The following is a 22,764-nucleotide window of genomic DNA, read 5'->3' as shown; positions in this document are numbered from 1 at the left end:
GTGCCTAGCAGGTGCTCATCCCACGAGCACTGCGTATCCGGGCTTGATGACCTCGTCGATCAGTTCGAGGCGCTGGTCGAACGGGAGGAACGCCGATTTCATCGCGTTGATGGTGAAACGCTCGAGATCCGACCACCCGTAGCCGAACGCCGCGACGAGCCGAGACATCTCCCGCGTCATCGTGGTGTCGCTCATCAGCCGGTTGTCGGTGTTGACGGTCACGCGGAAGCGCAGGCGGGCGAGCAGGTCGAAGGGGTGCTCCTCGATCGTTCGCACCGCACCGGTCTGCACATTGGAGCTGGGGCACAGCTCCAACGGAATTCTTTTGTCCCGCACGTAGTTCGCAAGCAGCCCGAGGGTTGCCTCACCATCCGGGCCGACGGTGATGTCGTCGACTATGCGTACGCCGTGCCCGAGACGGTCGGTACCGCAGAATGCGACCGCCTCGTGGATCGACGGCAGGCCGAACGCCTCACCGGCGTGAATGGTGAAGTGTGCGTTCGCGGCGCGGGTGTACTCGAAGGCATCGAGATGTCTGCTCGGAGGATTTCCGGCCTCGGCCCCCGCGATGTCGAATCCGACGACCCCGCGGTCGCGGTAGCGCACGGCCAGTTCGGCGATCTCCCGAGAACGCGCAGCATGCCGCATCGCGGTGAGCAGGCATCCCACCCGAATGCGTCGTCCACTCGCCGCTGCTACTTCCGACTCCCCGGCCCGGAATCCTTCGAGGACATGCTCGACCACACGGTCGAGACTCAGGCCCCGCTCGAGATGCTGTTCGGGCGCGAACCGGACCTCGGCGTAGACGACGCCGTCCCCTGCGAGGTCGACGACGCATTCCCGCGCGACCCGCTCGAGACCTTCGGGGGTCTGCATGACGGCAACGGTGTGTTCGAAGGTCTCCAGGTAGCGTTCGAGCGACCCACTGTCGGCGGAGTCACGAAACCACGAGGCGAGTCCGTCTGCGGTATCGGCAGGCAGTCGATGACCACACTCCCCGGCGAGTTGAAGGATCGATTCGGGCCGCAGCCCGCCGTCGAGGTGGTCGTGCAGGACCACTTTGGGCGCGATCCGGAGCCGCGCCCCACCCGGCTGCTCGTTCATGTCTCGGACGGTAGTCGCCTACTCCGTGATCCGCTCGATGACGAGCGGACGCTGCTCCGCCGGCTCTGTTCCGATCTGCACTCCGTCGCGCAGACTCGTGAGCGCGGTCGGGAAGGTCTGCGGCGTGTCGGTATGGAGCGTCGCGATCGGCTGTCCGGCACGGACCGGATCGCCGGGTACCACGTGCAGTTCGACACCCGCGCCTGCCTGCACAGCGCTGCCCTGATGCGTGCGGCCCGCACCGAGCCGCCACGCGCAGAGTCCGACGGCCATGGCATCGAGGCCGACCAGGACCCCGTCCGACTCGGCGTACACGGTCTCGGTGCAGGACGCAGTCGGCAGCGGTGCATCGGGGTCGCCGCCCTGAGCGACGATCATCGAACGCCAGCGGTCCATCGCGGACCCGTCGCGAAGCCGATCGGCAGGGTCGATATCGTCGACGCCCGCCGCTGCGAGCATGTCGCGGGCGAGTGCGAGCGTCAGTTCGACGACGTCCTCGGGGCCACCGCCTGCGAGCACCTCGATCGCCTCGCCCACTTCGAGGGCATTGCCCGCGGTGCGCCCGAGCGGTGTGTCCATCCGAGTGAGCAGGGCAGTGGTACGCAGACCGGCATCGGAACCGAGTTCCACCATCGTCCTGGCGAGTTCCCGGGCTTCTCCGAGTTCCTTCATGAATGCCCCGCTGCCGACCTTCACGTCGAGAACGAGCGCTCCGGTACCTTCGGCGATCTTCTTGCTCATGATCGAACTGGCGATCAGTGGGATCGATTCGACGGTGCCGGTCACGTCGCGCAGCGCGTAGAGCTTCCGGTCGGCAGGCGCCAGATCCGCGCCGGCGGCACAGACGACGGCCCCGACGGCAGGGTCGGTGAGGATCTCGGCCATCTCGGCGGTGCTCAGCTCGGCACGCCACCCGCGAATCGATTCGAGCTTGTCGAGTGTGCCCCCGGTATGTCCGAGACCGCGACCCGACAGCTGGGGCACCGCTACGCCGCACGCGGCCACCAACGGAGCGAGCGGCAAGGTGATCTTGTCCCCCACGCCACCGGTCGAATGCTTGTCGACGGTACGGAGCCCCAGGCCGGTGAAGTCGAGCCGCCGGCCCGAGTCGATCATCGCCGTCGTCCAGCGTGAAGTCTCGGGGCGACTCATTCCGCGGAAGTAGATGGCCATGGCAAGCGCGGACATCTGCTCGTCGGCAACGATCCCGTGAGTGAACGCTTCTATCACCCAGTCGATTTCGGATCCAGTCAGCTCGAAGCCGTCGCGTTTTCTCCGGATGATCGAAGCGATCTCAGGCATGACCACCACCTTCGGGGCCCACCGCGGCGAGGTGCCCGGGACCGAAGGCATCGGGAAGGAGTTCCGACATCGGCCGGGGACCGGCGGTGGTGTCGATGAGCAGACCGGCGCCACCGTGCTCGAGAAGGACCTGCCTGCATCGGCCGCATGGCACCAGTATTTCCCCGCGGCCGTCGCACACGGCGACCGCTCGAAGACGCCCTCCACCACCAGAGATCAAGTTACCGACGAGTACGCATTCGGCACAAAGACCCAACCCGTGTGAGACATTTTCCACATTGCACCCGCTCACAATCCGGCCATCCACAGTGAGAGCCGCAGCCCCCACCGGGAACTTCGAGTAGGGAGCGTAGGCACGATCCATCACCTCATGTGCTTTGGCGCGCAAGGACTTCCAGTCGATTTCCGGCACGGTTTCCCATCCTTTCATGGTGGTCCATGCAACGCTTCGACACCCCCACCGCCCGTGATCACAGTTGGAAAGGCAAACCTAACTTATGATTTCACCCCCGTACGAATCAGCCGGGAGATTAGTTCCCGGCTTTGCGATGGGTTTAGAGTCGAGCCAAGTCGGTTCAGGTTTCACGTCGGGCCCGGTACTGCGGATTTCCACAGCGAGAGCGGCTCGACGCGTCCACCATTGACGTTGGAGGCACAGCACTCGATGAGCAGCACGACTGAAGCCGCCCCCGCACCGGCGGGGCGCACACGGTCGCTATACCGGGGGGACCCCGGCATGTGGTCCTGGGTTCTACACCGGATCACCGGCGTGGCGACGTTCTTCTTCCTATTCGTCCACGTCCTCGATACCGCACTCGTCCGGGTCAATCCCGAGACCTATGACGCGGTCATCGAAACCTACAAGAACCCGATCGTCGGCCTGATGGAGCTCGGCCTGGTGGCCATGGTGCTCTACCACGCTCTCAACGGCTTGCGCGTCATGCTGATCGACTTCTGGTCCAAGGGCCCGAAGTACCAGCGCGTGATGCTCTGGACGATCCTGGCGATCTGGTTCGTGGTGATGATCCCCGCGACCATTCGCATCTTCTACAACATGTTTGCGGGGCACTGACATGAGCGCAGCGACGATGAATTGGGCACTGACATGACCGAAGCGAAGACCCTGGGCACGTCGTACGACCGCCCGGCCAGCCTCGACAATCCGCGGTCTCCGCGCCGCTCGGCGAAGAACAACTTCGAGCTGTACGCGTGGATGTTCATGCGACTGTCCGGCGTCGCACTGATCATCCTGGTGCTCGGCCACCTGCTGATCATGCTGATGCTCGACGACGGCGTGCACCGCATCAACTTCGCCTTCGTTGCGGGTCGATGGTCCAGCCCGTTCTGGCAGGTCTGGGACCTGTCGATGCTGTGGCTCGCACAGCTGCACGGTGGCAACGGTCTGCGCACCGTCATCGCGGACTACGCACGTAAGGACTCCACCCGGTTCTGGCTCAACACGATCCTGGTCGTGTCGATGATCCTGATCATGGGTCTGGGTACCTACGTGATCTTCACCTTCGATCCCAACATCGTTGCGAGCTAGGGGAGCCAAGACTTCATGCAGGAACATCGTTACGACGTGGTCATCGTCGGTGCAGGCGGCGCCGGAATGCGCGCCGCGATCGAAGCAGGCCCCCGGGCCCGCACCGCGGTTCTGACCAAGCTCTATCCCACTCGCAGCCACACCGGCGCCGCACAGGGTGGCATGTGTGCTGCCCTGGCGAACGTCGAGGAAGACAACTGGGAGTGGCACACATTCGACACCGTCAAGGGCGGCGACTACCTCGCCGACCAGGATGCTGTCGAGATCATGGCGAAGGAAGCCATCGACGCGGTCCTCGACCTCGAGAAGATGGGCCTTCCGTTCAACCGGACGCCCGAGGGCAAGATCGACCAGCGTCGATTCGGTGGCCACACCCGTGACCACGGCAAGGCCCCGGTCCGTCGCGCGTGCTACGCAGCCGACCGCACAGGACACATGATCCTGCAGACGCTGTACCAGAACTGCGTCAAGCACGACGTCGAGTTCTTCAACGAGTTCTATGCGCTCGACATCTCTCTGACGGAGACCCCGGACGGGCCCGTCGCGACCGGCGTGATCGCGTACGAACTCGCCACCGGTGAGATCCACGTCTTCCACGCGAAGTCGATCGTGTTCGCGACCGGCGGTTCGGGTCGCATGTACAAGACGACGTCCAACGCCCACACCCTCACCGGTGACGGCCTCGGCATCATCTTCCGCAAGGGCCTGCCGCTCGAGGACATGGAATTCCACCAGTTCCATCCGACAGGACTCGCGGGCCTGGGCATCCTGATCTCCGAGGCTGTCCGCGGTGAAGGCGGCATCCTCCGTAACGTCGATGGCGAGCGCTTCATGGAGCGCTACGCCCCCACCATCAAGGACCTCGCACCTCGCGACATCGTCGCGCGCTCGATGGTGCTCGAGGTACTCGAGGGCCGCGGTGCCGGACCGAACAAGGATTACGTCTACATCGACGTGACCCACCTCGGCGAGGAAGTCCTCGAGGAGAAGCTCCCCGACATCACCGAGTTCGCTCGGACCTACCTCGGCGTCGACCCCGTCACCGAGCTCGTTCCGGTGTACCCGACCTGCCACTACGTCATGGGTGGTATCCCCACCAACGTCAAGGGCGAGGTCCTGCGCAACAACGACGAGATCGTCAAGGGTCTGTACGCGGCCGGCGAATGCGCATGCGTGTCGGTGCACGGCGCCAACCGCCTCGGCACCAACTCGCTGCTCGACATCAACGTGTTCGGTCGTCGCGCCGGAATCGCTGCCGCCGAATACGCGAACAGCTCCGAGCACGTGGATCTGCCCGAGAACCCCACGAAGTACGTCGACGACTGGCTCGACCTCATCCTGCACCAGGGTGGCAGTGAGCGCGTCGCCGATATCCGCCGCGACCTCCAGCAGTCGATGGACAACAACGCATCGGTGTTCCGCACCGAGGAGACGCTGACACAGGCGCTCAATGATGTCCATGAGCTGAAGAAGCGCTACAAGGAGATCACCGTCCACGACAAGGGCAAGCGCTACAACAGCGACCTGCTCGAGGCCCTCGAGCTCGGCTTCCTGCTCGAGATGGCCGAGGTGACCGTCGTCGGTGCCCTCAACCGCAAGGAATCGCGCGGCGGTCACGCCCGCGAGGACTACCCGGACCGGGACGACGCGACCTACATGAAGCACACCATGGCTTACAAGGTGGGCGAGGACCTGATCTCCGACATCCGCCTGGACTACAAGCCGGTGGTCCAGACCCGGTACGAGCCCATGGAGCGTAAGTACTGATGACAACCATCGAGAAGAACGACAACGCCCCCGCGTCCGAGCTGCCTCCCGTGCCCGAGGGCGCGACCATGATCACGCTCAAGATCGCCCGGTTCAACCCGGAGGACGGCAAGGGCCAGCACTGGGACTCCTTCCAGGTTCCCGCGCTTCCCACCGACCGCATGCTCAACCTGCTGCTGTACGTGAAGGGCTACCTCGACGGCACCCTCACGTTCCGCCGCAGCTGCGCACACGGTGTGTGCGGGTCCGACGCGATGCGGATCAACGGCGTCAACCGTCTGGCCTGCAAGATCCTCATGAAGGACATGCTGCCCAAGGACGGAAAGCCCGTCACGATCACGATCGAGCCCATCCGTGGTCTTCCGGTCGAGAAGGACCTCATCGTCGACATGGAGCCGTTCTTCGACGCGTTCCGTGCCGTCAAGCCGTTCCTCATCGCCACCGGCAACGAGCCGACCCGCGAGCGCATCCAGTCGCAGCACGACCGCGCACGTTTCGACGACACCACCAAGTGCATCCTGTGTGCGTGCTGCACCACCTCGTGCCCGGTGTACTGGAGCGACGGCAGCTACTTCGGTCCCGCTGCCATCGTCAACGCGCACCGGTTCATCTTCGATTCGCGTGACGAAGGTGCCGCCGAGCGCCTGGACATCCTCAACGACAAGGAAGGTGTGTGGCGCTGCCGCACCACCTTCAACTGCACCGACGCATGCCCTCGCGGCATCCAGGTGACGAAGGCGATCCAGGAAGTCAAGCGCGCGCTGATGTTTGCGCGCTGACAGCAGACCACCGCTGCAGCCCCGGCGAAGGCCCGCACACTCGTGTGCGGGCCTTCGCCGTATCCGAAACCTTGCCCTCAGCCGGACCTTGACCTCAGCCGGCCCCGTTCATCGAAGCGGTCCGTGGGCAGTCAGGGCCGCAGACCTGAATCCGGCGCCTACCCGCGCGAACGCCGGTTCCGGACCCGCGATCCGAGCAGTGCGCCACCGAGGACACCGGCCCCCACCAGCGCGATCCCGCCTCGCATCCCTGTCCCCTCGTTGACCTGTACACGCGGGGTTATTATCGCGGAATCCGGCGCCGGGACATGCGCGAGTGCCATGTTCGCCTTCGTCGACGCGGCAAACGCGGTGCAGAACAACACCAGTCGTGCGGTGATGTTGCCGAAAACCAGGATGCCGAGTATCGGACCGAACGCAACACCCGCAGGCCCCTGGAGAACACTCTCGAGGTAGATCGAGCCGGCCTGTTTGAGGATTTCGAAGCCGATTCCCGCGATCACACCGCCGAGGATCGCGCTGCGGAAGGTGACCGGTTCGCGGGGCAGGCGGGCAATGACCCACGTGAACACCGCACTCGTGGCAGCGACTGCAATGAGGAGAGCGGCGATACGTAGAAGCACACCCACACCGACGAGGTTCTCGATGTTCAGCAACTCCACGATCCACTGCATCACCGGCCCACTGCTGACCGCGGACAATCCCAACGACACGACCATCGCCAAACCCAGGCCGATCAACGCACCGCCGTCCTTGAGCTTGACGACGAGGAAGTTCCCCTTCTCACGCGGATGGTCCCACATGGCGGTGAGGGCATCTCGCAGGTTCGCCATCCAGCCGAGACCTGCGTACGACGCGGTGATCAGACCGATGACCCCCACGGCGCCGCGGGAATCGATCGCGGAATCGATGATTCCCTGGACCGTGCCGCCGAGCTCACCGGGGATGTTCTCGGTGATCGCATCGCTGATCTGCTCGAGCATCTCCGGGCGACCGGCGAGAATGAAACCGGCGATCGAGAACGCCACCATGATGACCGGGACGATCGCGAGGACCGTGAAGTAGGTCAGGCCCGCGGCGTAGTAGTCGCCTTTGTTCTCCTGATATCGCGTTCCGGAGCGAACCAGATGGTCGAGCCACGGACGGGCCGCACGTTGGCGGTCGAGGAAGCCGGGCTTGTCGTCGACGTCGGGGCCACCGACCATCTGGGTCTCCTTACGCAATCACTTTCGCGGTAGGAATCCCACCTTGTCATAGACCTGGGCCAGTGTCCGGGAAGCCACCTCACGTGCCCGATCCGCGCCGTTCGACAGAATCCGGAGTAGCTCTGCCTCGTCAGCGAGGTACTCGTCCACTTTCGCCCGCAACGGTGTGACGAACTCGGTGAGCACCTCTGCCGTGTCGCTCTTGAGGTCGCCGTAGCCCTTGCCCTCGTACCCGGCGACGAGTTCGTCGATCGAGCGGCCCGACAGGGCTGATTGGATGGTGAGCAGGTTGCTCACGCCCGGCTTGTTCTCCGGGTCGAATCGGATCTCGCGGTCGTTGTCGGTCACCGCCGACTTGATCTTCTTCGCCGAGATCTTCGGGTCGTCGAGCAGATTGATCAGGCCGGCATCGGTGGCCGCCGACTTGCTCATCTTCGACGTCGGGTCCTGCAGGTCGTAGATCTTGGCTGTGCCCTTGACGATCTGAGGCTCCGGAACGACGAAGGTCTTTCCGAACCGCTTGTTGAAACGCTGTGCGAGATCGCGGGTGAGCTCGAGATGCTGGCGCTGATCCTCACCGACGGGAACCTTGTGGGCGCGGTAGAGGAGGATGTCCGCGGCCATGAGCACCGGATAGGTGAACAGACCGACGCTCGCATGCTCGGACCCCTGCTTGGCCGACTTGTCCTTGAACTGCGTCATGCGGCTCGCTTCACCGAAACCGGTCAGGCAGTTGAGCACCCAGGACAACTCGGCGTGCTCGGGAACCTGGCTCTGCACGAACAGCACGGAGCGCTCCGGATCGATACCGATCGCAAGCAGCTGCGCTGCGGCAACGAGGACCCGCTGCCGCAGTTCCTTCGGTTTCTGCGGCACCGTGATGGCGTGCAGGTCGGGGATGAAGTAGAAGGCGTCGTTCTCGTCCTGCGCCGGGACCCACTGCTGCAGCGCCCCCAGAAAGTTCCCGAGGTGGAACGAATCCGAGGTGGGCTGGATGCCCGAGAGCACCCGGGGCCTGGCGGCCGGCCGGGTGTCCTGCGCTGTGGTGTTCTGATCTGGCGTCGACATGGCCTCGATACTTTCACGCATCGGATCCGGCCGCCGCAGGAGGTGGGTGCAGTCCGACGGTCCCCGTCAGTGAAATCGGACGGTCCCCGTCAGTGGAACCGGACGGTCACCGGCGCATGGTCGGACCAGCGCTCCGCATACGTCGCGGCCCGTTCGACCCGCGCATCCACGACCCGCTCCGCCAGTGCGGGCGTCACGAGGTGGTAGTCGATGCGCCAGCCGGCGTCGGTGTCGAACGCCTTGCCGCGGTAGGACCACCAGGAATAGGGGCCGGCGACATCGCCGTGCAGGTCGCGTACGACGTCGAGCCACTGACCGGTCGCGAGCAGATCATCCACCCAGGCCCGCTCGTCGGGCAGGAAGCCCGATTTCTTGACGTTGCCCTTCCAGTTCTTGATGTCGCGCTCGGTGTGGGCGATGTTCCAGTCGCCGCACACCACCATGTCGCGGCCTGCCGCGATCACGTCGGCGGCGCGCTCTCCCAGGTACGCGGCGAAGCCCTTCATGAAGCGTTCTTTGTCGTCCTGCTTCGGGGTTCCGGCTTCCCCAGTGGGCAGGTAGAGGCTGCCGACGGTCACGTCCCCGAAATCCGCCTCGATGTAGCGGCCCGAGTCGACGTACTCGTCGACGTCGAAACCGACACGCACGGCGTCCGCCGGCGTGCGCGACAGGATCGCAACTCCCGCGCGTCCCTTCGCAGACGCCTCTGATCCGGTGACATGCCAACCGGCGTCCAGTGCGGGCGCGATCGCGGCGTGGAACTGCTTCTCGGTCGCGCGTACTTCCTGGAGACAGACGATGTCGGCCGCGGAGGTTTCGAGCCAGGCCAGCAGGCCCTTTCCTGCCGCAGCGCGCACGCCGTTGACGTTCACGGTGGTGATGGTGAGGGACACGCCGCACACCGTATCCGACGCCGCCGACGGGCCTCTAATGCGAGGCGCGGGACTTCTGCAGGTTCTCGTCGAGCGTCCCGAGGAACTCCTCGGTGGTCAGCCACGATTGTTCGGGACCGACGAGCAGCGCAAGGTCCTTGGTCATGCTGCCTGCCTCGACGGTCTTGATGACGACGTCCTCCAGCGCCTGCGCGAACTCGATCACCTCGGGGGTGCCGTCGAGTTTGCCGCGGTGCTCGAGACCTCGTGTCCACGCGAAGATCGACGCAATGGGATTGGTCGATGTCGGCTTGCCCTGCTGGTGTTGCCGGTAGTGCCGGGTGACGGTGCCGTGTGCGGCCTCCGCTTCGACGGTCTTGCCGTCCGGAGTCATCAGCACGGAAGTCATGAGTCCGAGCGAGCCGTAGCCCTGCGCAACAGTGTCGGACTGGACGTCGCCGTCGTAGTTCTTGCAGGCCCAGACGTAGCCGCCCTCCCACTTGAGGGACGACGCCACCATGTCGTCGATCAGGCGGTGCTCGTAGGTGAGTCCGGCGGCGTCGAACTCCGCTTTGAATTCTTCCTCGTAGATCCGCTGGAACTCGTCCTTGAACATGCCGTCGTAGGCCTTGAGGATCGTGTTCTTGGTCGACAGGTAGACCGGGTAGTTGCGCTGCAGACCGTAGGACAGGGAGGCGCGCGCGAAGTCCTGGATGGACTTCTTGTAGTTGTACATCCCCATCACGACACCGCCGTCTTCGGGAATCCTGCATATCTCGTGCTCGACAGGCTCGGAGCCGTCGTCCGGTGTGTAGGTGATGGTGACAGTGCCGGCTCCGGGGACCTTGAAGTCCGTGGCACGGTACTGGTCGCCGAAAGCGTGACGGCCCACGATGACCGGCTTCGTCCAACCCGGAACCAGCCTGGGCACGTTGGAGATGATGATGGGCGCACGGAAGATGGTGCCGCCGAGGATGTTACGGATGGTGCCGTTGGGTGACCGCCACATCTTCTTCAGGCCGAACTCTTCGACGCGCGCCTCGTCCGGGGTGATGGTCGCGCACTTGACACCGACGCCGTACTTCTTGATGGCGTTCGCGGAATCGATGGTGACCTGGTCGTCGGTCGCGTCACGGTTCTCGATGCCGAGATCGTAGTACTCGAGATCCACATCCAGGTAGGGATGAATCAGCTTGTCCTTGATGAACTGCCAGATGATGCGAGTCATCTCGTCGCCGTCGAGTTCGACGACCTTACCCTCAACCTTGATCTTGGACATACGCGGTTCGTGTCCTCCTCGGACGGCAGTCGAGTCCCCGAACGACCGCACTTCCGGAATGCGGCCGCGTTCAACTCAGGCGTGTGAGCACGACTCCGCACGCGTCGGGTGCGGCGCCAAACAGAACAAGCGTACTGCTATTCGATGCGCACACAACCCCGGCTGCCACCCCGCAATCACTACTGATCGGTAACTTTCTTTGTTGCTCGAGCACCGGCGAGGGAAGGTCGAGAGCCGCGTGTCGAGCCCGACGATCCAGCCGTTAGACTGCCGACGAGGTCATGAGTGCCAGCGCGAAGCCCCGGCTTGCTGGTCGGCAACCCTCCGGCCAGGGTGGGGTGCTCCGGGTGAGGACACGGTCGTCGGCGCACCGCGGGCGACAAGCCGGCTCTTGGGAGGTTCGAAATGCTGATGGACTGTCGATACCGGCTCTCGTCCCAGTGCCCCGACATGGCAAGCAGGACACATTGACCATCACCACTGGCCTCGAGGCGGTCGCATCTTGACAACAGGTACCAACCGTCGACGAATCGAACTTCCCGCAGAAGACGGAAAGCTCGACACCGTCGACATCGGCAGCATCACCCTCGAAAGCGGTGACATCCTCCCCGATGTCACCGTCGCTCTGCAGCGGTGGGGCGCGCTGTCACCCACCCGCGACAACGTCGTGCTCGTCGAGCACGCGCTGACCGGAGACTCACACATCACGGGACCGGCCGGGCCGGATCACCCGTCGCCGGGCTGGTGGTCCGGCATGGTCGGCCCCGGCGCGCCGATCGACACCGACCGGTGGTGTGTGGTGGCCACGAACGTCCTCGGCGGATGCCAGGGCACCACCGGCCCCGGCAGCACCGCGCCCGACGGCAAACCGTGGGGTTCACGATTCCCACGGATCACCATCCGCGATCAGATCACCGCGGAAGCCGCCCTTCTCGACGTCCTCGGCATCGAGACATTGGCCGCGGTGACGGGTGGATCGATGGGCGGCATGCGTTCGCTCGAATGGGTCGTCACCCACCCGAGCCGAGTGCGTGCGGCACTGGTCCTGGCGGTCGGCGCCCGCGCAACCGCGGATCAGATCGGTGTCCAGAGCACCCAGATCGCTGCCATCATGGCGGATCCGGACTGGCAGGGCGGCGATTACTACGAGACCGGCCGCCGACCCGAGACCGGGCTGGGTGTCGCGCGGCGCATGGCCCATCTCTCGTATCGCAGCGAGGAGGAACTCGACTCGCGGTTCGCCAACCTCCCTCAAGACGACGAGGATCCGTGGCGTGACGGACGCTACGCCGTGCAGAGCTATCTCGACCACCAGGCAACGAAGCTCGTCAAGCGGTTCGACCCCGGGACCTACGTGGTGCTGAGCGACGCGATGAACCGGCACGACGTAGGCCGCGGTCGCGGTGGCGTCGAGGCTGCATTGGCGAGCACGCACGTACCGACGATCGTTGCGGGCGTCGATTCGGATCGTCTCTACCCGATTCGATTGCAGCAGGAGATCGCAGACGGTCTCCCCCATTGCGCCGGGCTGCGCGTGCTCGAATCACGCGACGGACACGACGGCTTCCTCACCGAGGCCGACGCGGTCGCGAAGTTGCTCGTCGAGCTGATGGAACTGGCGAGCGCGTAGCCGCGCTCGCCGGCCTGTTCCACCGAGTGGGCTAACCCGTACCCAAGGGGTCGATCGAGACAGCCAGTCCGACGATCGCCCCGCCCATGGCGAGCATCGCGGCCACGTCGAAGCGTTTGCCTCGCACCGCGAGCACTCCCACCTGATCGGAGTCGAGAGCCCACCGGAGGATCCCCGCGAGGATCATCGCACCACCGAACACGAATGCGCCTCGGCGCCAGCGATCGGCCAGCACGAGGACCACCGCCGCGACGATCACCAGGGCAACCGCCAGCAACGGCAGGTTCAATCGTGTGAGTCGCACCGAACTGGCCATCTGCCGGTTGCTCAGAGACCGGCGTCGTGCTCGGCGCGTTCGACGACATTCGTCAGCAGGAACGCGCGGGTGAGCGGCCCGACACCACCGGGGTTCGGCGAGAGGAATCCGGCAACGTCGCTGACGTCGGCGGCGACGTCGCCGCGCAGGCCGTCGGCAGTGCGCGAGACACCGACGTCGAGCACCGCTGCACCGGGCTTGACCATGTCGGCGGTGATGAGTGCGGGCACGCCTGCGGCGGCGACGATGATGTCGGCGCGCTTCACCTCGGCGGCGAGGTCCTTGGTGCCGGTGTGGCACAGCGTCACGGTCGCGTTCTCGCTGCGACGGGTCAGCAGCAGCCCGATCGGACGGCCGACGGTCACGCCGCGGCCGATGACCACCACGTGGGCGCCGTTGATCGGCACCTCGTAGCGGCGCAGCAGGTGGACGATGCCCCGCGGGGTACACGGCAACGCCGCATCCTTGCCGAGCACCAGGCGTCCGAGATTGACGGGATGCAGTCCGTCGGCATCCTTGGCGGGATCGATGCGCTCGAGGGCGGCGTTCTCGTCGAGGTGCTTCGGCAGCGGCAACTGCACGATGTAGCCCGTGCATGCGGGGTCGGCGTTGAGTTCGTCGATCACCGCTTCGAGCTGCTCCTGGGTGATATCGGCGGGCAGATCCTTACGGATCGAGGTGATGCCGACCTTGGCGCAGTCGTTGTGCTTGCCGCGCACGTACGCTGCCGATCCGGGGTCGTCGCCCACCAGGATCGTGCCGAGGCCGGGCGTGATGCCCTTGTCCTTCAGCGCAGCGACGCGGACCGACAGGTCCTCGAAGATCTCGTCGCGGGTTGCTTTGCCGTCCAGGATAGTCGCAGTCACGTCGCTCATTCTTCCAGGTATCCACTCGCTCGCGGCGGGCGGTGCCACATCGTTCCGGACGGGGAACAACCGCGCGAGTCCACCTGATCGACGTCGGGGGCTCCGGCCCGGTACAGATCTTCGAACGCCGACGCGAGACGGCGTTCGTAGTCCTCGGGGTCCGGCATCGACGAAACACTCACCAGGAACGTCAGATTCAGAGTATTTCCGAGCGATGTCACCGAATGAACGAGGGCGGAGGTCCGGCTGAGCATCGGTGTCCCCAGCGCTTCCACCACCGGACTGTCGCCGAAACGGAGGCCCTCGACCCGGCCGCGGGGCACATTGGTCACCGCGGTGTTCGCCAGCGCGACGACGTCGCCGCTCGACTCGGGCTTCCGGTTGCGGGCACGCCGAATCGACACCTTCAGGTCCACCGCGGGCGAAGCATCGACGGGCGCGGTGGTGGCCGCCGTCACCGGATGCGCGACACGCTGCTTCTCCAGATTCGACGATTCCCGGACGAGGCGGAGTCGCTCGAGCGGGTCTGCATGGTCGGTGTGCAGGTCGACGTACATGAGCGTGACCTCGTTGGCCGCACGGGTCTTCCCTGCCTCGACGCCGGACTTGCCCCGGGTCGATCGGGGGACGATCGCCGCGAGCGACGCCGGCGGGATTTCTCCGTGATGTTCGAGATACGAGTGCAGACCGCCCGAGACCACGGACAGGATCACATCGTTGACGGATGTTCCGGTGGAGCGAGCGACGGCCCGGACGTCGCGCAGATCCATGCGGACCCGGCCGAACTGCCGAGGCCCGCTGCCACCGGTGTCGAAACGCGTTCGTGGACGGCACGGCGCCGGTGGGGTGATGGTTCCCGCTGCGGTCAGCGTGGTCAGCGCCTTCCGCGCTCGGAGTGCAGCGAGCACAGCAGGTACCATCCGCGCGAACTTGAACGGCAGTGCCGATGCCGCGCGGACCACACCGGGAACGGAGGAGAGCGCCTCGGCGCCGACCGGCTTCGCGCCCGGATCGTCGAACAACGCACGGGCGATCTCGGCGGCTCCCAGTCCGTCGGTGAGCGAATGGTGTATTCGCAACGCGACGATGGTCGACGCCGCAGGAAGATCGTCGACCCCGCTGATATCGGTCAGGACATGCACCTCCCAGGGCGGCCTCGTCAGGTCGAGGGGGTCCTCCTTCATCGAGGCCAGGCGCCTGTGCAGTTCGCTGCGGGAGGTGTGGCCGACCCTCGTGAAACGAATGTGGTGCTCGGGGTCGACATCCGCTTCGACCCAGTACGGGTAGTCGAGGTCGGCGGGAACTCGATGCAGGCGGCGGCGAAGCGCCGGCGTCCGCTCCAGCCGATCGAGGAACCAGGCCACTGCCTCGGCGTTGGTGCGGACCGGATTCGCGTCCTGTTCGGTGTCGAACACATAGAAACTCAGCATTACCGCAGGTGGGTCTTCGGGGTTCGCCTCCGAGGTGAACACGTGGAGGGCGTCGCGCGAAGCCAGACGGACTCCGTGGGTGCGTGTCATCGCGATGGTTCGCCTCCGCGGTCTCGCTGTGCGTCTGCCCGTCCGATTGAAACAGCTCGCGGCCGCGGCCGCATCCCCCGCGTGTGTCTTGCCTCGAACCGGCTGGCAAGCTGGAGCGAGTGTTCCGAGTGATGTTCCATGCACCCTGTATCCCACCGAATACGGGTAATGCGATCAGGATGGTCGCCGCGACCGGCGACGAGCTGCACCTCGTGGAGCCCCTCGGGTTCGATCTGTCCGAGCCGAAGCTGCGGCGAGCCGGGCTCGACTATCACGATCTGGCGTCGGTGACGGTGCACGCCGATCTGCAAGCAGCGTGGGAAGCACTGAAGCCTGAGCGTGTCTTCGCGTTCACGGCACACGCCACGACCAGCTACGCCGACATCGAGTACCGCGCGGGCGACGTCCTGTTGTTCGGTCCCGAACCGACCGGGCTGTCCGACGAGGTACTCGCCGATCCGCATGTCACCACGCAGGTCCGCATTCCGATGTTGCCCGGACGCCGCTCGCTGAACCTGTCGAATGCCGCCGCGGTGGTGGCCTACGAGGCGTGGCGCCAGCACGGGTTCGACGGCGCAGTGTGACCGGTCTGCGTCAGCTGCTGACCACGCCGGCGCTCAGGCACCGCTCTCGACGGGGCGGCCCGACTGCTGCCAGCCGTCGGTGCCACCGGCAACGGAGACGGCGTTGATGCCGCGACCGGACAGATAGTCGGCGGCCTGCAGACTGCGTCCACCCACCGCACAGATGATGTACACGGTCTCGGCCGCGGGGATCTCCTCGACCCGTGCCACGAACTCACTGAGCGGAATGTGCGTCACGCCAGGCACCCGCACCTGGATGTACTCGTCGAGTTCCCGCACGTCGATGACGGGTGCCCCCTCGGCGAGTGCGGTTTCCAGTGCAGCCAGATCGACTTCACGCATCGTTGTCGGTCCTCTCGTCGGGGGCCTCGCCGGGATTTCCGGCGGAAGACCGTCCCGATCGGGCGATCCACCGGACCACCAGGTAGATGATTCCGGCGCACACGATCAGGAACGCCAACCACGGTAGCGCGACACCCGCTGCGACCACCGCGGCCCCCAGGGTCGTCCACAGGCTGTTCCACCCCTCGACGATGCCGTCCCAGAAACTGTCACTGTCCGACGGGCGCTGCTGGGTGCTGATGTCGACGGTGAGCGTCGACAGGTCGACCATGTCGGCCAGCTGCCGACGCTGGGCTTCGAGGCTGTCGAGGTCGGCCTGCCGCTCGGCAAGGGCGTTCTCCGCTTCGATGATGTCGGCGGTGTTGTCGGCCGTCTCGATCAGGGTCCGTAACCGATCCACGGAGGCGCGCAGCGCTCCCACTCGGGCTTCGAGGTCGGTGTACTGCAGGGTGACGTCGTCGCGGCTCGTGGTCAGGCTCGTGACGCGTCCGAGCTGCCGCACGTCGTCGATCACGGCGTCGAGCCCGTCGGCGGGGACACGGACGGTGAGCACACTGCTCGACTCGGGTCGCTCGGTGATCGAGTCGATACGGCCGTCGGCGTCTTCCACGATGGTGACCACCTCGCGACCGGTCGCGACGGGATCGTCTGCGGTGAGCATGATGCGTCCGGTCACGACCTCCTTCCGGTCCGGCTCTGCCTCGCCTGCCGGCGTAGAGGAACGGGCACCGTCGCTGAGCGCCGGCCCGGACTCGGACATCGCAGGTGCCGAATCCGCCATGGATCCCGAGCCGCTGCCGCCACCGCCCTCACCGCACGCAGCGGCGACGAACGCGACCAGCGCGAGGAGCGCAACCATCATCAGGCGTCTCATGGGGCGCGATGCTATCGAAAGTCGCGGGATTTCACCGGTGTCCGTAGATCCATCCGCTGCAGTCGGTCGGCCAGCACCGTCACGACACCGTCCGCGTTCTGGACTCGTCCGCGCACCAGCAGTGCGGGGGCGGTGTGCGCGAGGGTCCGGTATCTCGCCCACAACCCCACCGAGCACACCACATTCACCATGCCGGTCTCGTCCTCGAGGTTGAGAAAGGTGACACCGGCTGCGGTCGCCGGACGCTGACGATGGGTGACCGCACCACCGACGAGCACCCGAGTCCCGTCCGGGATCTGCAGCAAGCGCGACGCGGGGATCACCCCCAGCGCGTCGAGCCGGTCGCGCAGGAACTGCGTCGGATAGCTGTCCGGTGAGACGCCGGTGGCCCACACGTCGGCCGCGGCGAGCTCGACATCGCTCATGCCGGGCAGAGTGGGGGCCGGGGCGGACGCGCCGATGCCCGGTAGCCGGCCCGCACGTTGCGTCGATGCCGGACCGGCCGCCCACAGCGCTTCTCGCCTGGTGACGCCGAAACTCGACAATGCACCGGCCGTCGCGAGGGCTTCGGCCGCGGCCGTGGAGAGTTCGACGCGGGCGGTCAGGTCGAGCAGGGAAAGGTACCGGCCGTGTGCCTGTCGCTCCTCGATGATGCGTGCGGCGAGATCATCGCCGATGTGTCGCACCTCCCCCAGCCCGAGGCGCACTTCCCGGCCTCGATTCTCGACGGTGGCGTGGGCGAGACTCGCGTTGACGTCCGGTCCGTGCACCACGACACCGTGTCGCCGGGCGTCGGCTACCAACGATTGCGGCGAGTAGAAACCCATCGGCTGCGCTCGGAGCAGGCCCGCGCAGAATGCCGCAGGGTGATGCAGTTTGAACCAGGACGAATAGAACACCAGCGAAGCGAAGCTCTGCGAATGACTTTCGGGGAATCCGAAATTCGCGAAGGCGTACAGCTTCTCGTAGATTCGATCGGCGACCTCCCCGGTCAGTCCGTGCAGCTCTCGCATACCCTGATAGAACCGCGCGCGCAGACGTTCCATCTTCTCCGGGGATCTCTTCGACCCCATCGCGCGACGCAGCTGGTCGGCTTCCGCAGCGGTGAAACCGGCGACATCGACGGCCATCTGCATCAATTGTTCTTGGAACAGCGGGATCCCGAGAGTGCGTTCGAGCGTTTTCTCGAGGCACGGATGGTCGTAGACGACGGGTTCGAGGCCGTTGCGCCGCCGGATGTACGGGTGCACGGATCCGCCCTGGATGGGTCCGGGGCGGATCAGCGCCACCTCGATCACGAGATCGTAGAAGTGCCGCGGTTTCAACCTTGGCAGTGTCGCCATCTGCGCACGCGACTCCACCTGGAACACGCCGACGGAATCCGCGCGGCGCAACATCTCGTAGACGGCGTCCTCCGACAGATCGAGTTGCGCGAGATCGACGTGGATGACTTCGTGTTCGGCGACGAGGTCGATCATGTAGTGCAGCGCAGAGAGCATGCCGAGGCCGAGCAGATCGAATTTGACCAGTCCGACGGCGGCGCAGTCGTCCTTGTCCCATTGCAGGACGGTGCGACCGGCCATACGTGCCCATTCGACGGGGACGACGTCGGCGACGGGCCGGTCGCAGATCACCATCCCGCCCGAGTGGATGCCGAGGTGCCGCGGCAGACCCTCGATCTGGGCTGCGAGCCGAAGCACCGGCTCGGGGATATCGGTCGCGCTCTCGGTCTCAGATCCGGAACCCACACCGCCCCAACGGCTGACCTGCTTGCTCCACGCGTCCTGCTGACCCTGCGCATAGCCGAGCGCCCGCGCCATGTCGCGCACCGCGGACTTGCCACGGTAGGTGATGACGTTGGCCACCTGCGCGGCATGGGTGCGCCCGTATTTCTCGTAGACGTGCTGGATGGCCTCTTCACGGCGGTCGGATTCGATGTCGAGATCGATATCCGGTGGGCCGTCACGTTCCGGCGACAGGAACCTCTCGAACAGCAGACCGTTGCGGACGGGATCGACATTGGTGATGCCGATCGCATAGCACACGGCAGAATTCGCCGCGGAACCTCTTCCCTGGCAAAGGATGTCGTTACTCTTACAGAACTGCACAATATCGTGGACGACGAGGAAGTATCCCGGGAAACCCAGCTGCTCGATGATGGCGAGTTCGTGTTCGATCTGCCGGTAGGCGTCCCGGTAGTGTTCCGGGGGCCCGTATCGGCGCAGGGCTCCGCCGTAGGTGAGTTCACGAAGCCATGACTGCTCTGTGTGTCCGTCGGGTACGTCGAACGGCGGCAGTTTCGGTGCGATGAGACTCAGGTCGAAGGCGCATTCGCGGCCGAGGTCTGCGGCGGCCTGTACAACACCGGGAAACGCCGCGGACAGACGTGCCATCTCCGCGCCCGATCGCAGGTGGCCGCCACCGACCGGGGGCAGTCTGCCCGCAGCGGCGTCGAGGCTCTGCCGGTCGGAGATCGCCGCCATGGCCATCGCGAGCCGTCGCCGGCGCGGAACGGAGAAGTGCGCAGCGGTACTCGCCACACACGAAAGTCCGTATCGTCCGGCAAGTTCCGCGAGGACGGTGTTGCGTTCGTGGTCGTCGGGCAGACCATGCCAGGTGAGTTCGACGGTGACGCGCTCGGTTCCGAATCGGTCGACGAGTTCGCGCAGCGCACGGTCCGCGCCGTCGGGGCCGTCCGCGTCGAGAGCCTGCCGCACATGCCCTCTACGGCATCCGGTGAGAATCTGCCAATGTCCGCAGGCGGCGTCGGTGAGTGCGTCGTAGTCGTAGCGGGGCTTGTTCTTCTCCCCGCCCGCCAGGTGCGCGGCGGCGATCTGTCGAGACAGGCGCCTGTACCCTTCGCTGCCCCGCGCGAGGACCAGCAGGTGCGCGTCGTCGAGGCCGAGTTCGGCTCCGAACACGGTGCGCATGTCGAGCTCCCGCGCGGCCTCCGCAAACCGCACGACGCCGTAGAGGCCGTCGTGGTCGGTGAGCGCGAGGGCCTCCAGGCCGAGACGAACAGCCTCTTCGACGAGTTCTTCGGGCGTCGAGGCGCCGTCGAGGAAGCTGTATGCCGAGTGCGAGTGCAGTTCGGCGTACGGCACGACGGGACCGGAGGGCAGCTGCACCTTCCCCTCGTAACCGGGACGGGTACGAGACCAGGCGGGGGCGTCGTTGCCGTCGCCCGGGTGCATCGGAGCGGAGCGGCCGGAGAGGACACGCTCCATCTCCGACCAGGTCGGCGGACCGTTGTTCCATCCCATCTTCGCCTCCCGTGACACCAGCACGGTTATCGTACACGTGTTCGATTCATCCTTCCTCCCGTTCCATGGGTTCCCTCAGGTTCTGAGCCTTCGGAAACCCGTGCGACAGGAGGAAAGCTGAGTCAGTACCCGGCGCTCGGCTCGACCCGAGCGAGCAACTCCTCCCCCGCGATGAACCTGCGCACGTTCTCACGCAGCGTCGGCGCGAACGCCGCGGTCAGACCGCTTCGGGTGTTCGCAATGTGCGGGGTGATCACGACATTGTCGAGATCCCACAGCGGGTGTCCGTCGGGCAAGGGCTCGGGTTCGGTCACGTCGAGCACCGCCCCTGCAATCTTCTCCGCGCGCATCGCATCGACGAGTGCATCCGTATCGACCAGGTTGCCGCGCGCAACATTGACGAGCCATGCCGTGTCAGGCATCGCCTCGAGCACAGCGGCGTCGACGAGCCGATCGGTGTCTTCGGTTGCCGGAGCCGCAATCACGAAATGATCGGCCATCGACCACACTTCCGCGGTGCGGCTCGACGGCAGCGTCACCTTCGCTCCGTCGACCGGGCGACCCGAACGGTTGACCGCCACCACTTCCACACCGAAAGCGTGCAACCGCGGGATCATGGCGCGGCCGATCCCGCCGGCTCCCACGATTGCCACGGTCGATCCGTGGAGTGTCCGAACCCGCGGATCGATCTCGTCTTTCCGCCAGCTCGTCGCTCCGAGTGAGGTGTGGAACTGGCGCAACCCTACGAGCAGTCCCCCGACTGCGTACTCGGCGACGTTGTCGGCGTACACACCCGAGGCATTCGCCCAGATGCGCCGGTCGTCGATCAGCCCGGCCCGGAAGAACGGCTCGATACCGGCGTAGGTGAGCTGCACCCAACGGATATGGTCGGGCAGGTTCTTCGGGAAATCGTCGGGACCACCGTCCCACACCAGTGCGTCGGCGTCGTCGAGCTCTGCGAGCGCGGCACCGCCGTCGACGATCGCGGTCGCGAGATGATCGTCGTGATCGGGTCCCAGATGAATTCGCATGCCTGGAACCCTATCGCCGCGCGGCGCCGTCATCGAGACAAGTGCGCACCGGAGGTGTTCCGGACGTCCTATTTGTCGTTCACTCCCATGCTTCGGCTCAGCGCAAGCACCGCGTCGCGGCGGCCCATAGCTCCGAACGGTGAACCGCCGGTGGGGTTGTCGGTACCGCAGATCCACGTGGGTCCATCGGACAGGTGCTCGAGCGCTTCCTCCGCGACATCGTGGGGATCGGCCAGATCGCGGTGCGTTTCACCCGCAGTGCCGAGCGCTCGATGCATCGACGGGGTGGCGGTCGCGCCGAGCACGAGTCCGAGAACGTCGACCCCGCTACTGCGCCACTCGGCCCACAGACTTTCCGCAAGGATGAGATCGAATGCCTTCGTTGCGCCGTAGGTCGCGAGGGTGGGGCCCCCGACCCATGCGGCACCTGATGTCACAAGGACGACGGCACCGCGTCCCCGCGCCACCATCGGGCCACCGAACCTGTAGGTCGTTTCGAGCACACTCGTGCAATTGCGATGGACCAGCGACAGGTGGGTATCGAGATCCTTGTCGAGAAACGCGGTACTGCGATCGTCACTGCCTGCGTTGTAGACGAACAGCCCGATTTCGAGATCGACTGTTGCGGTTTCGAGCCGCTCCGGGGCATCGGCAGCGCTCATGTCGAGCGCGACCGTGCGCACCTCGACACCGTGCCGCGCTCGGATTTCGGTGGCGCATTCCTCCAGCACGGTTGTTCGTCGTGCCACCAGCACAACATTCATGCCCCGGCGTGCCATTCCGTGAGCGAACGCGGCACCGATCCCGTCGGAACCACCGACGACGATGCCCCAGTGCCCGTATTTGTCTACCAAGTCTGTCGTCATTGTTCAGTCGCTTTCGGTGAATGGTGTGAGCATCTCTCGGTGTTCGGTGGTGCCGTCGAGATTGGCGTTGATCCGTTCCTCGATCCGCCAACCTTTCGGTGTCCGCACCCAACGCCAGGTGTTCGCAGAGACCCGCGCCACCCAGAATCGGTCGGCGTCGGCATCCCAGCGGATGTTGAGCGCGTAGCTACGGCCGGTGGCGTGGTCACCGTCGACCACGATGTGCGGCACGGTCAGGACATGACCGCATCCGTCTCGGAGCAGGCTCTGGTGGCCCTCGCCGTGAACCATGCCGACGATCTCCTCGTGCCCGCGCATCCGCCGCTGCGGAACGGCGTCGAAGATGCCGTCGTCGGTCCAGAGTGCAGCCGCCGCCTCCCCTGACCCGCTGTCGACCGCGGGTCCGTACTGGGCGACCAGCTGCATGATCTCGACCTGGTCACTGAGCACACGAACCTCGGCGGCCAGCGCTGCGACCATCTCGCGCAGTTCCTCGACATCGCTCATCGACAGTCGACCCTCCCACCTCGCAACCCAGCACGCATCATCT

The 22,764-nt window shown here is 65.6% G+C and carries 22 protein-coding genes and 1 riboswitch; of the genes, 6 read left to right on the top strand and 16 right to left on the bottom strand.

Annotated features, from left to right (window positions below):
- Positions 1-15: 15 nt before the first annotated feature.
- The 3 genes from MWU77_RS21485 to MWU77_RS21475 are packed head-to-tail and all read right to left on the bottom strand — an operon-like array spanning position 16 to position 2,818.
- Complete coding sequence (locus MWU77_RS21485; protein ID WP_169685686.1) at positions 16-1,104, bottom strand: adenosine deaminase; 1,089 nt, start codon at positions 1,102-1,104, stop codon at positions 16-18.
- Between the two features lie 18 nt (positions 1,105-1,122).
- Positions 1,123-2,406, bottom strand: a complete 1,284-nt coding sequence (locus MWU77_RS21480; protein ID WP_169685684.1) for a thymidine phosphorylase — start codon at positions 2,404-2,406, stop codon at positions 1,123-1,125.
- The gene (locus MWU77_RS21475) at positions 2,399-2,818 is read right to left on the bottom strand and encodes a cytidine deaminase (protein WP_169686780.1); all 420 of its coding nucleotides are present in this window, start codon (positions 2,816-2,818) and stop codon (positions 2,399-2,401) included. Before MWU77_RS21475 ends, MWU77_RS21480 begins: the two co-directional genes overlap by 8 nt.
- Positions 2,819-3,070: 252 nt before the next feature.
- On the opposite strand from MWU77_RS21475, the gene sdhC reads away from it, so the two are divergent.
- From sdhC to MWU77_RS21455, 4 genes are read left to right on the top strand one after another with little or no spacing between them, the layout of a single operon-like run.
- Positions 3,071-3,478: a succinate dehydrogenase, cytochrome b556 subunit gene (gene sdhC, locus MWU77_RS21470; protein WP_169685683.1), complete on the top strand. Its 408-nt coding sequence runs from the start codon at positions 3,071-3,073 to the stop codon at positions 3,476-3,478.
- A gap of 33 nt (positions 3,479-3,511) precedes the next feature.
- On the top strand, positions 3,512-3,952 hold the full coding sequence (locus MWU77_RS21465; RefSeq protein WP_169685681.1) for a succinate dehydrogenase hydrophobic membrane anchor subunit: 441 nt from the start codon (positions 3,512-3,514) through the stop codon (positions 3,950-3,952).
- A 15-nt stretch (positions 3,953-3,967) separates the two neighbouring features.
- Entirely contained in the window at positions 3,968-5,719 is a 1,752-nt protein-coding gene (gene sdhA, locus MWU77_RS21460) for a succinate dehydrogenase flavoprotein subunit (RefSeq protein WP_169685679.1), read from the top strand.
- Positions 5,719-6,498 (top strand): succinate dehydrogenase iron-sulfur subunit, encoded by a 780-nt coding sequence (locus tag MWU77_RS21455; protein WP_169685677.1) that lies wholly within the window; start codon positions 5,719-5,721, stop codon positions 6,496-6,498. Before sdhA ends, MWU77_RS21455 begins: the two co-directional genes overlap by 1 nt.
- Before the next feature lie 158 nt (positions 6,499-6,656).
- Here the strand turns inward: MWU77_RS21455 and yhjD are convergent, their stop codons facing one another.
- The 4 genes from yhjD to MWU77_RS21435 all read right to left on the bottom strand — a co-directional run bounded on the left by yhjD (position 6,657) and on the right by MWU77_RS21435 (position 10,922).
- A complete protein-coding gene (gene yhjD / locus MWU77_RS21450) occupies positions 6,657-7,703 on the bottom strand; it encodes an inner membrane protein YhjD (protein WP_169685674.1) in 1,047 nt (348 codons plus the stop codon).
- Positions 7,704-7,721: 18 nt separating this feature from the next.
- Positions 7,722-8,771: a tryptophan--tRNA ligase gene (gene trpS, locus MWU77_RS21445; RefSeq protein ID WP_169685672.1), complete on the bottom strand. Its 1,050-nt coding sequence runs from the start codon at positions 8,769-8,771 to the stop codon at positions 7,722-7,724.
- A gap of 89 nt (positions 8,772-8,860) precedes the next feature.
- Positions 8,861-9,664, bottom strand: a complete 804-nt coding sequence (locus MWU77_RS21440; protein ID WP_247274712.1) for an exodeoxyribonuclease III — start codon at positions 9,662-9,664, stop codon at positions 8,861-8,863.
- Between the two features lie 34 nt (positions 9,665-9,698).
- Positions 9,699-10,922 carry an NADP-dependent isocitrate dehydrogenase gene (locus tag MWU77_RS21435; RefSeq protein ID WP_247274711.1) on the bottom strand — a complete coding sequence of 408 codons (1,224 nt, stop codon included), beginning with the start codon at positions 10,920-10,922 and terminating at the stop codon, positions 9,699-9,701.
- Between the two features lie 277 nt (positions 10,923-11,199).
- Positions 11,200-11,314, top strand: a riboswitch (SAM riboswitch).
- A gap of 110 nt (positions 11,315-11,424) precedes the next feature.
- On the opposite strand from MWU77_RS21435, the gene MWU77_RS21430 reads away from it, so the two are divergent.
- Positions 11,425-12,552 (top strand): homoserine O-acetyltransferase, encoded by a 1,128-nt coding sequence (locus MWU77_RS21430; RefSeq protein WP_169685666.1) that lies wholly within the window; start codon positions 11,425-11,427, stop codon positions 12,550-12,552.
- A gap of 31 nt (positions 12,553-12,583) precedes the next feature.
- Here MWU77_RS21430 and MWU77_RS21425 read toward each other — a convergent pair whose 3' ends face one another.
- Genes MWU77_RS21425 through MWU77_RS21415 form a run of 3 tightly spaced genes read right to left on the bottom strand, consistent with a single transcriptional unit; the run spans position 12,584 to position 15,254 of the window.
- The gene (locus tag MWU77_RS21425) at positions 12,584-12,868 is read right to left on the bottom strand and encodes a DUF3017 domain-containing protein (RefSeq protein WP_169685664.1); all 285 of its coding nucleotides are present in this window, start codon (positions 12,866-12,868) and stop codon (positions 12,584-12,586) included.
- 11 nt (positions 12,869-12,879) lie between these two features.
- On the bottom strand, positions 12,880-13,734 hold the full coding sequence (locus MWU77_RS21420) for a bifunctional methylenetetrahydrofolate dehydrogenase/methenyltetrahydrofolate cyclohydrolase (RefSeq protein ID WP_247274710.1): 855 nt from the start codon (positions 13,732-13,734) through the stop codon (positions 12,880-12,882).
- A 5-nt stretch (positions 13,735-13,739) separates the two neighbouring features.
- Entirely contained in the window at positions 13,740-15,254 is a 1,515-nt protein-coding gene (locus MWU77_RS21415) for a wax ester/triacylglycerol synthase domain-containing protein (protein WP_247274709.1), read from the bottom strand.
- 119 nt (positions 15,255-15,373) lie between these two features.
- Between MWU77_RS21415 and MWU77_RS21410 the strand changes: the two genes are divergently transcribed.
- Positions 15,374-15,838 (top strand): tRNA (cytidine(34)-2'-O)-methyltransferase, encoded by a 465-nt coding sequence (locus MWU77_RS21410; RefSeq protein WP_169685658.1) that lies wholly within the window; start codon positions 15,374-15,376, stop codon positions 15,836-15,838.
- A gap of 33 nt (positions 15,839-15,871) precedes the next feature.
- On the opposite strand, the gene MWU77_RS21405 is transcribed toward MWU77_RS21410, so the two are convergent.
- From MWU77_RS21405 to MWU77_RS21380, 6 genes are all read right to left on the bottom strand, one after another.
- On the bottom strand, positions 15,872-16,180 hold the full coding sequence (locus MWU77_RS21405) for a rhodanese-like domain-containing protein (RefSeq protein WP_169685656.1): 309 nt from the start codon (positions 16,178-16,180) through the stop codon (positions 15,872-15,874).
- Positions 16,173-17,054 carry a DUF4349 domain-containing protein gene (locus MWU77_RS21400; protein ID WP_247274708.1) on the bottom strand — a complete coding sequence of 294 codons (882 nt, stop codon included), beginning with the start codon at positions 17,052-17,054 and terminating at the stop codon, positions 16,173-16,175. The genes MWU77_RS21405 and MWU77_RS21400 overlap by 8 nt, the downstream gene beginning before the upstream one ends.
- Before the next feature lie 11 nt (positions 17,055-17,065).
- Positions 17,066-20,317: an error-prone DNA polymerase gene (locus MWU77_RS21395; RefSeq protein ID WP_247274707.1), complete on the bottom strand. Its 3,252-nt coding sequence runs from the start codon at positions 20,315-20,317 to the stop codon at positions 17,066-17,068.
- A 122-nt stretch (positions 20,318-20,439) separates the two neighbouring features.
- A complete protein-coding gene (locus MWU77_RS21390; RefSeq protein ID WP_169685649.1) occupies positions 20,440-21,348 on the bottom strand; it encodes a D-isomer specific 2-hydroxyacid dehydrogenase family protein in 909 nt (302 codons plus the stop codon).
- A gap of 68 nt (positions 21,349-21,416) precedes the next feature.
- Complete coding sequence (locus MWU77_RS21385; protein WP_169685647.1) at positions 21,417-22,214, bottom strand: SDR family NAD(P)-dependent oxidoreductase; 798 nt, start codon at positions 22,212-22,214, stop codon at positions 21,417-21,419.
- 3 nt (positions 22,215-22,217) lie between these two features.
- Entirely contained in the window at positions 22,218-22,721 is a 504-nt protein-coding gene (locus MWU77_RS21380; RefSeq protein ID WP_169685644.1) for a nuclear transport factor 2 family protein, read from the bottom strand.
- Positions 22,722-22,764: the final 43 nt, after the last annotated feature.

Source organism: Rhodococcus sp. F64268, from assembly GCF_023015605.1.
Taxonomy (GTDB): Bacteria; Actinomycetota; Actinomycetes; order Mycobacteriales; family Mycobacteriaceae; genus Rhodococcus.
This window is presented reverse-complemented; position numbering and strand designations above follow the sequence as displayed.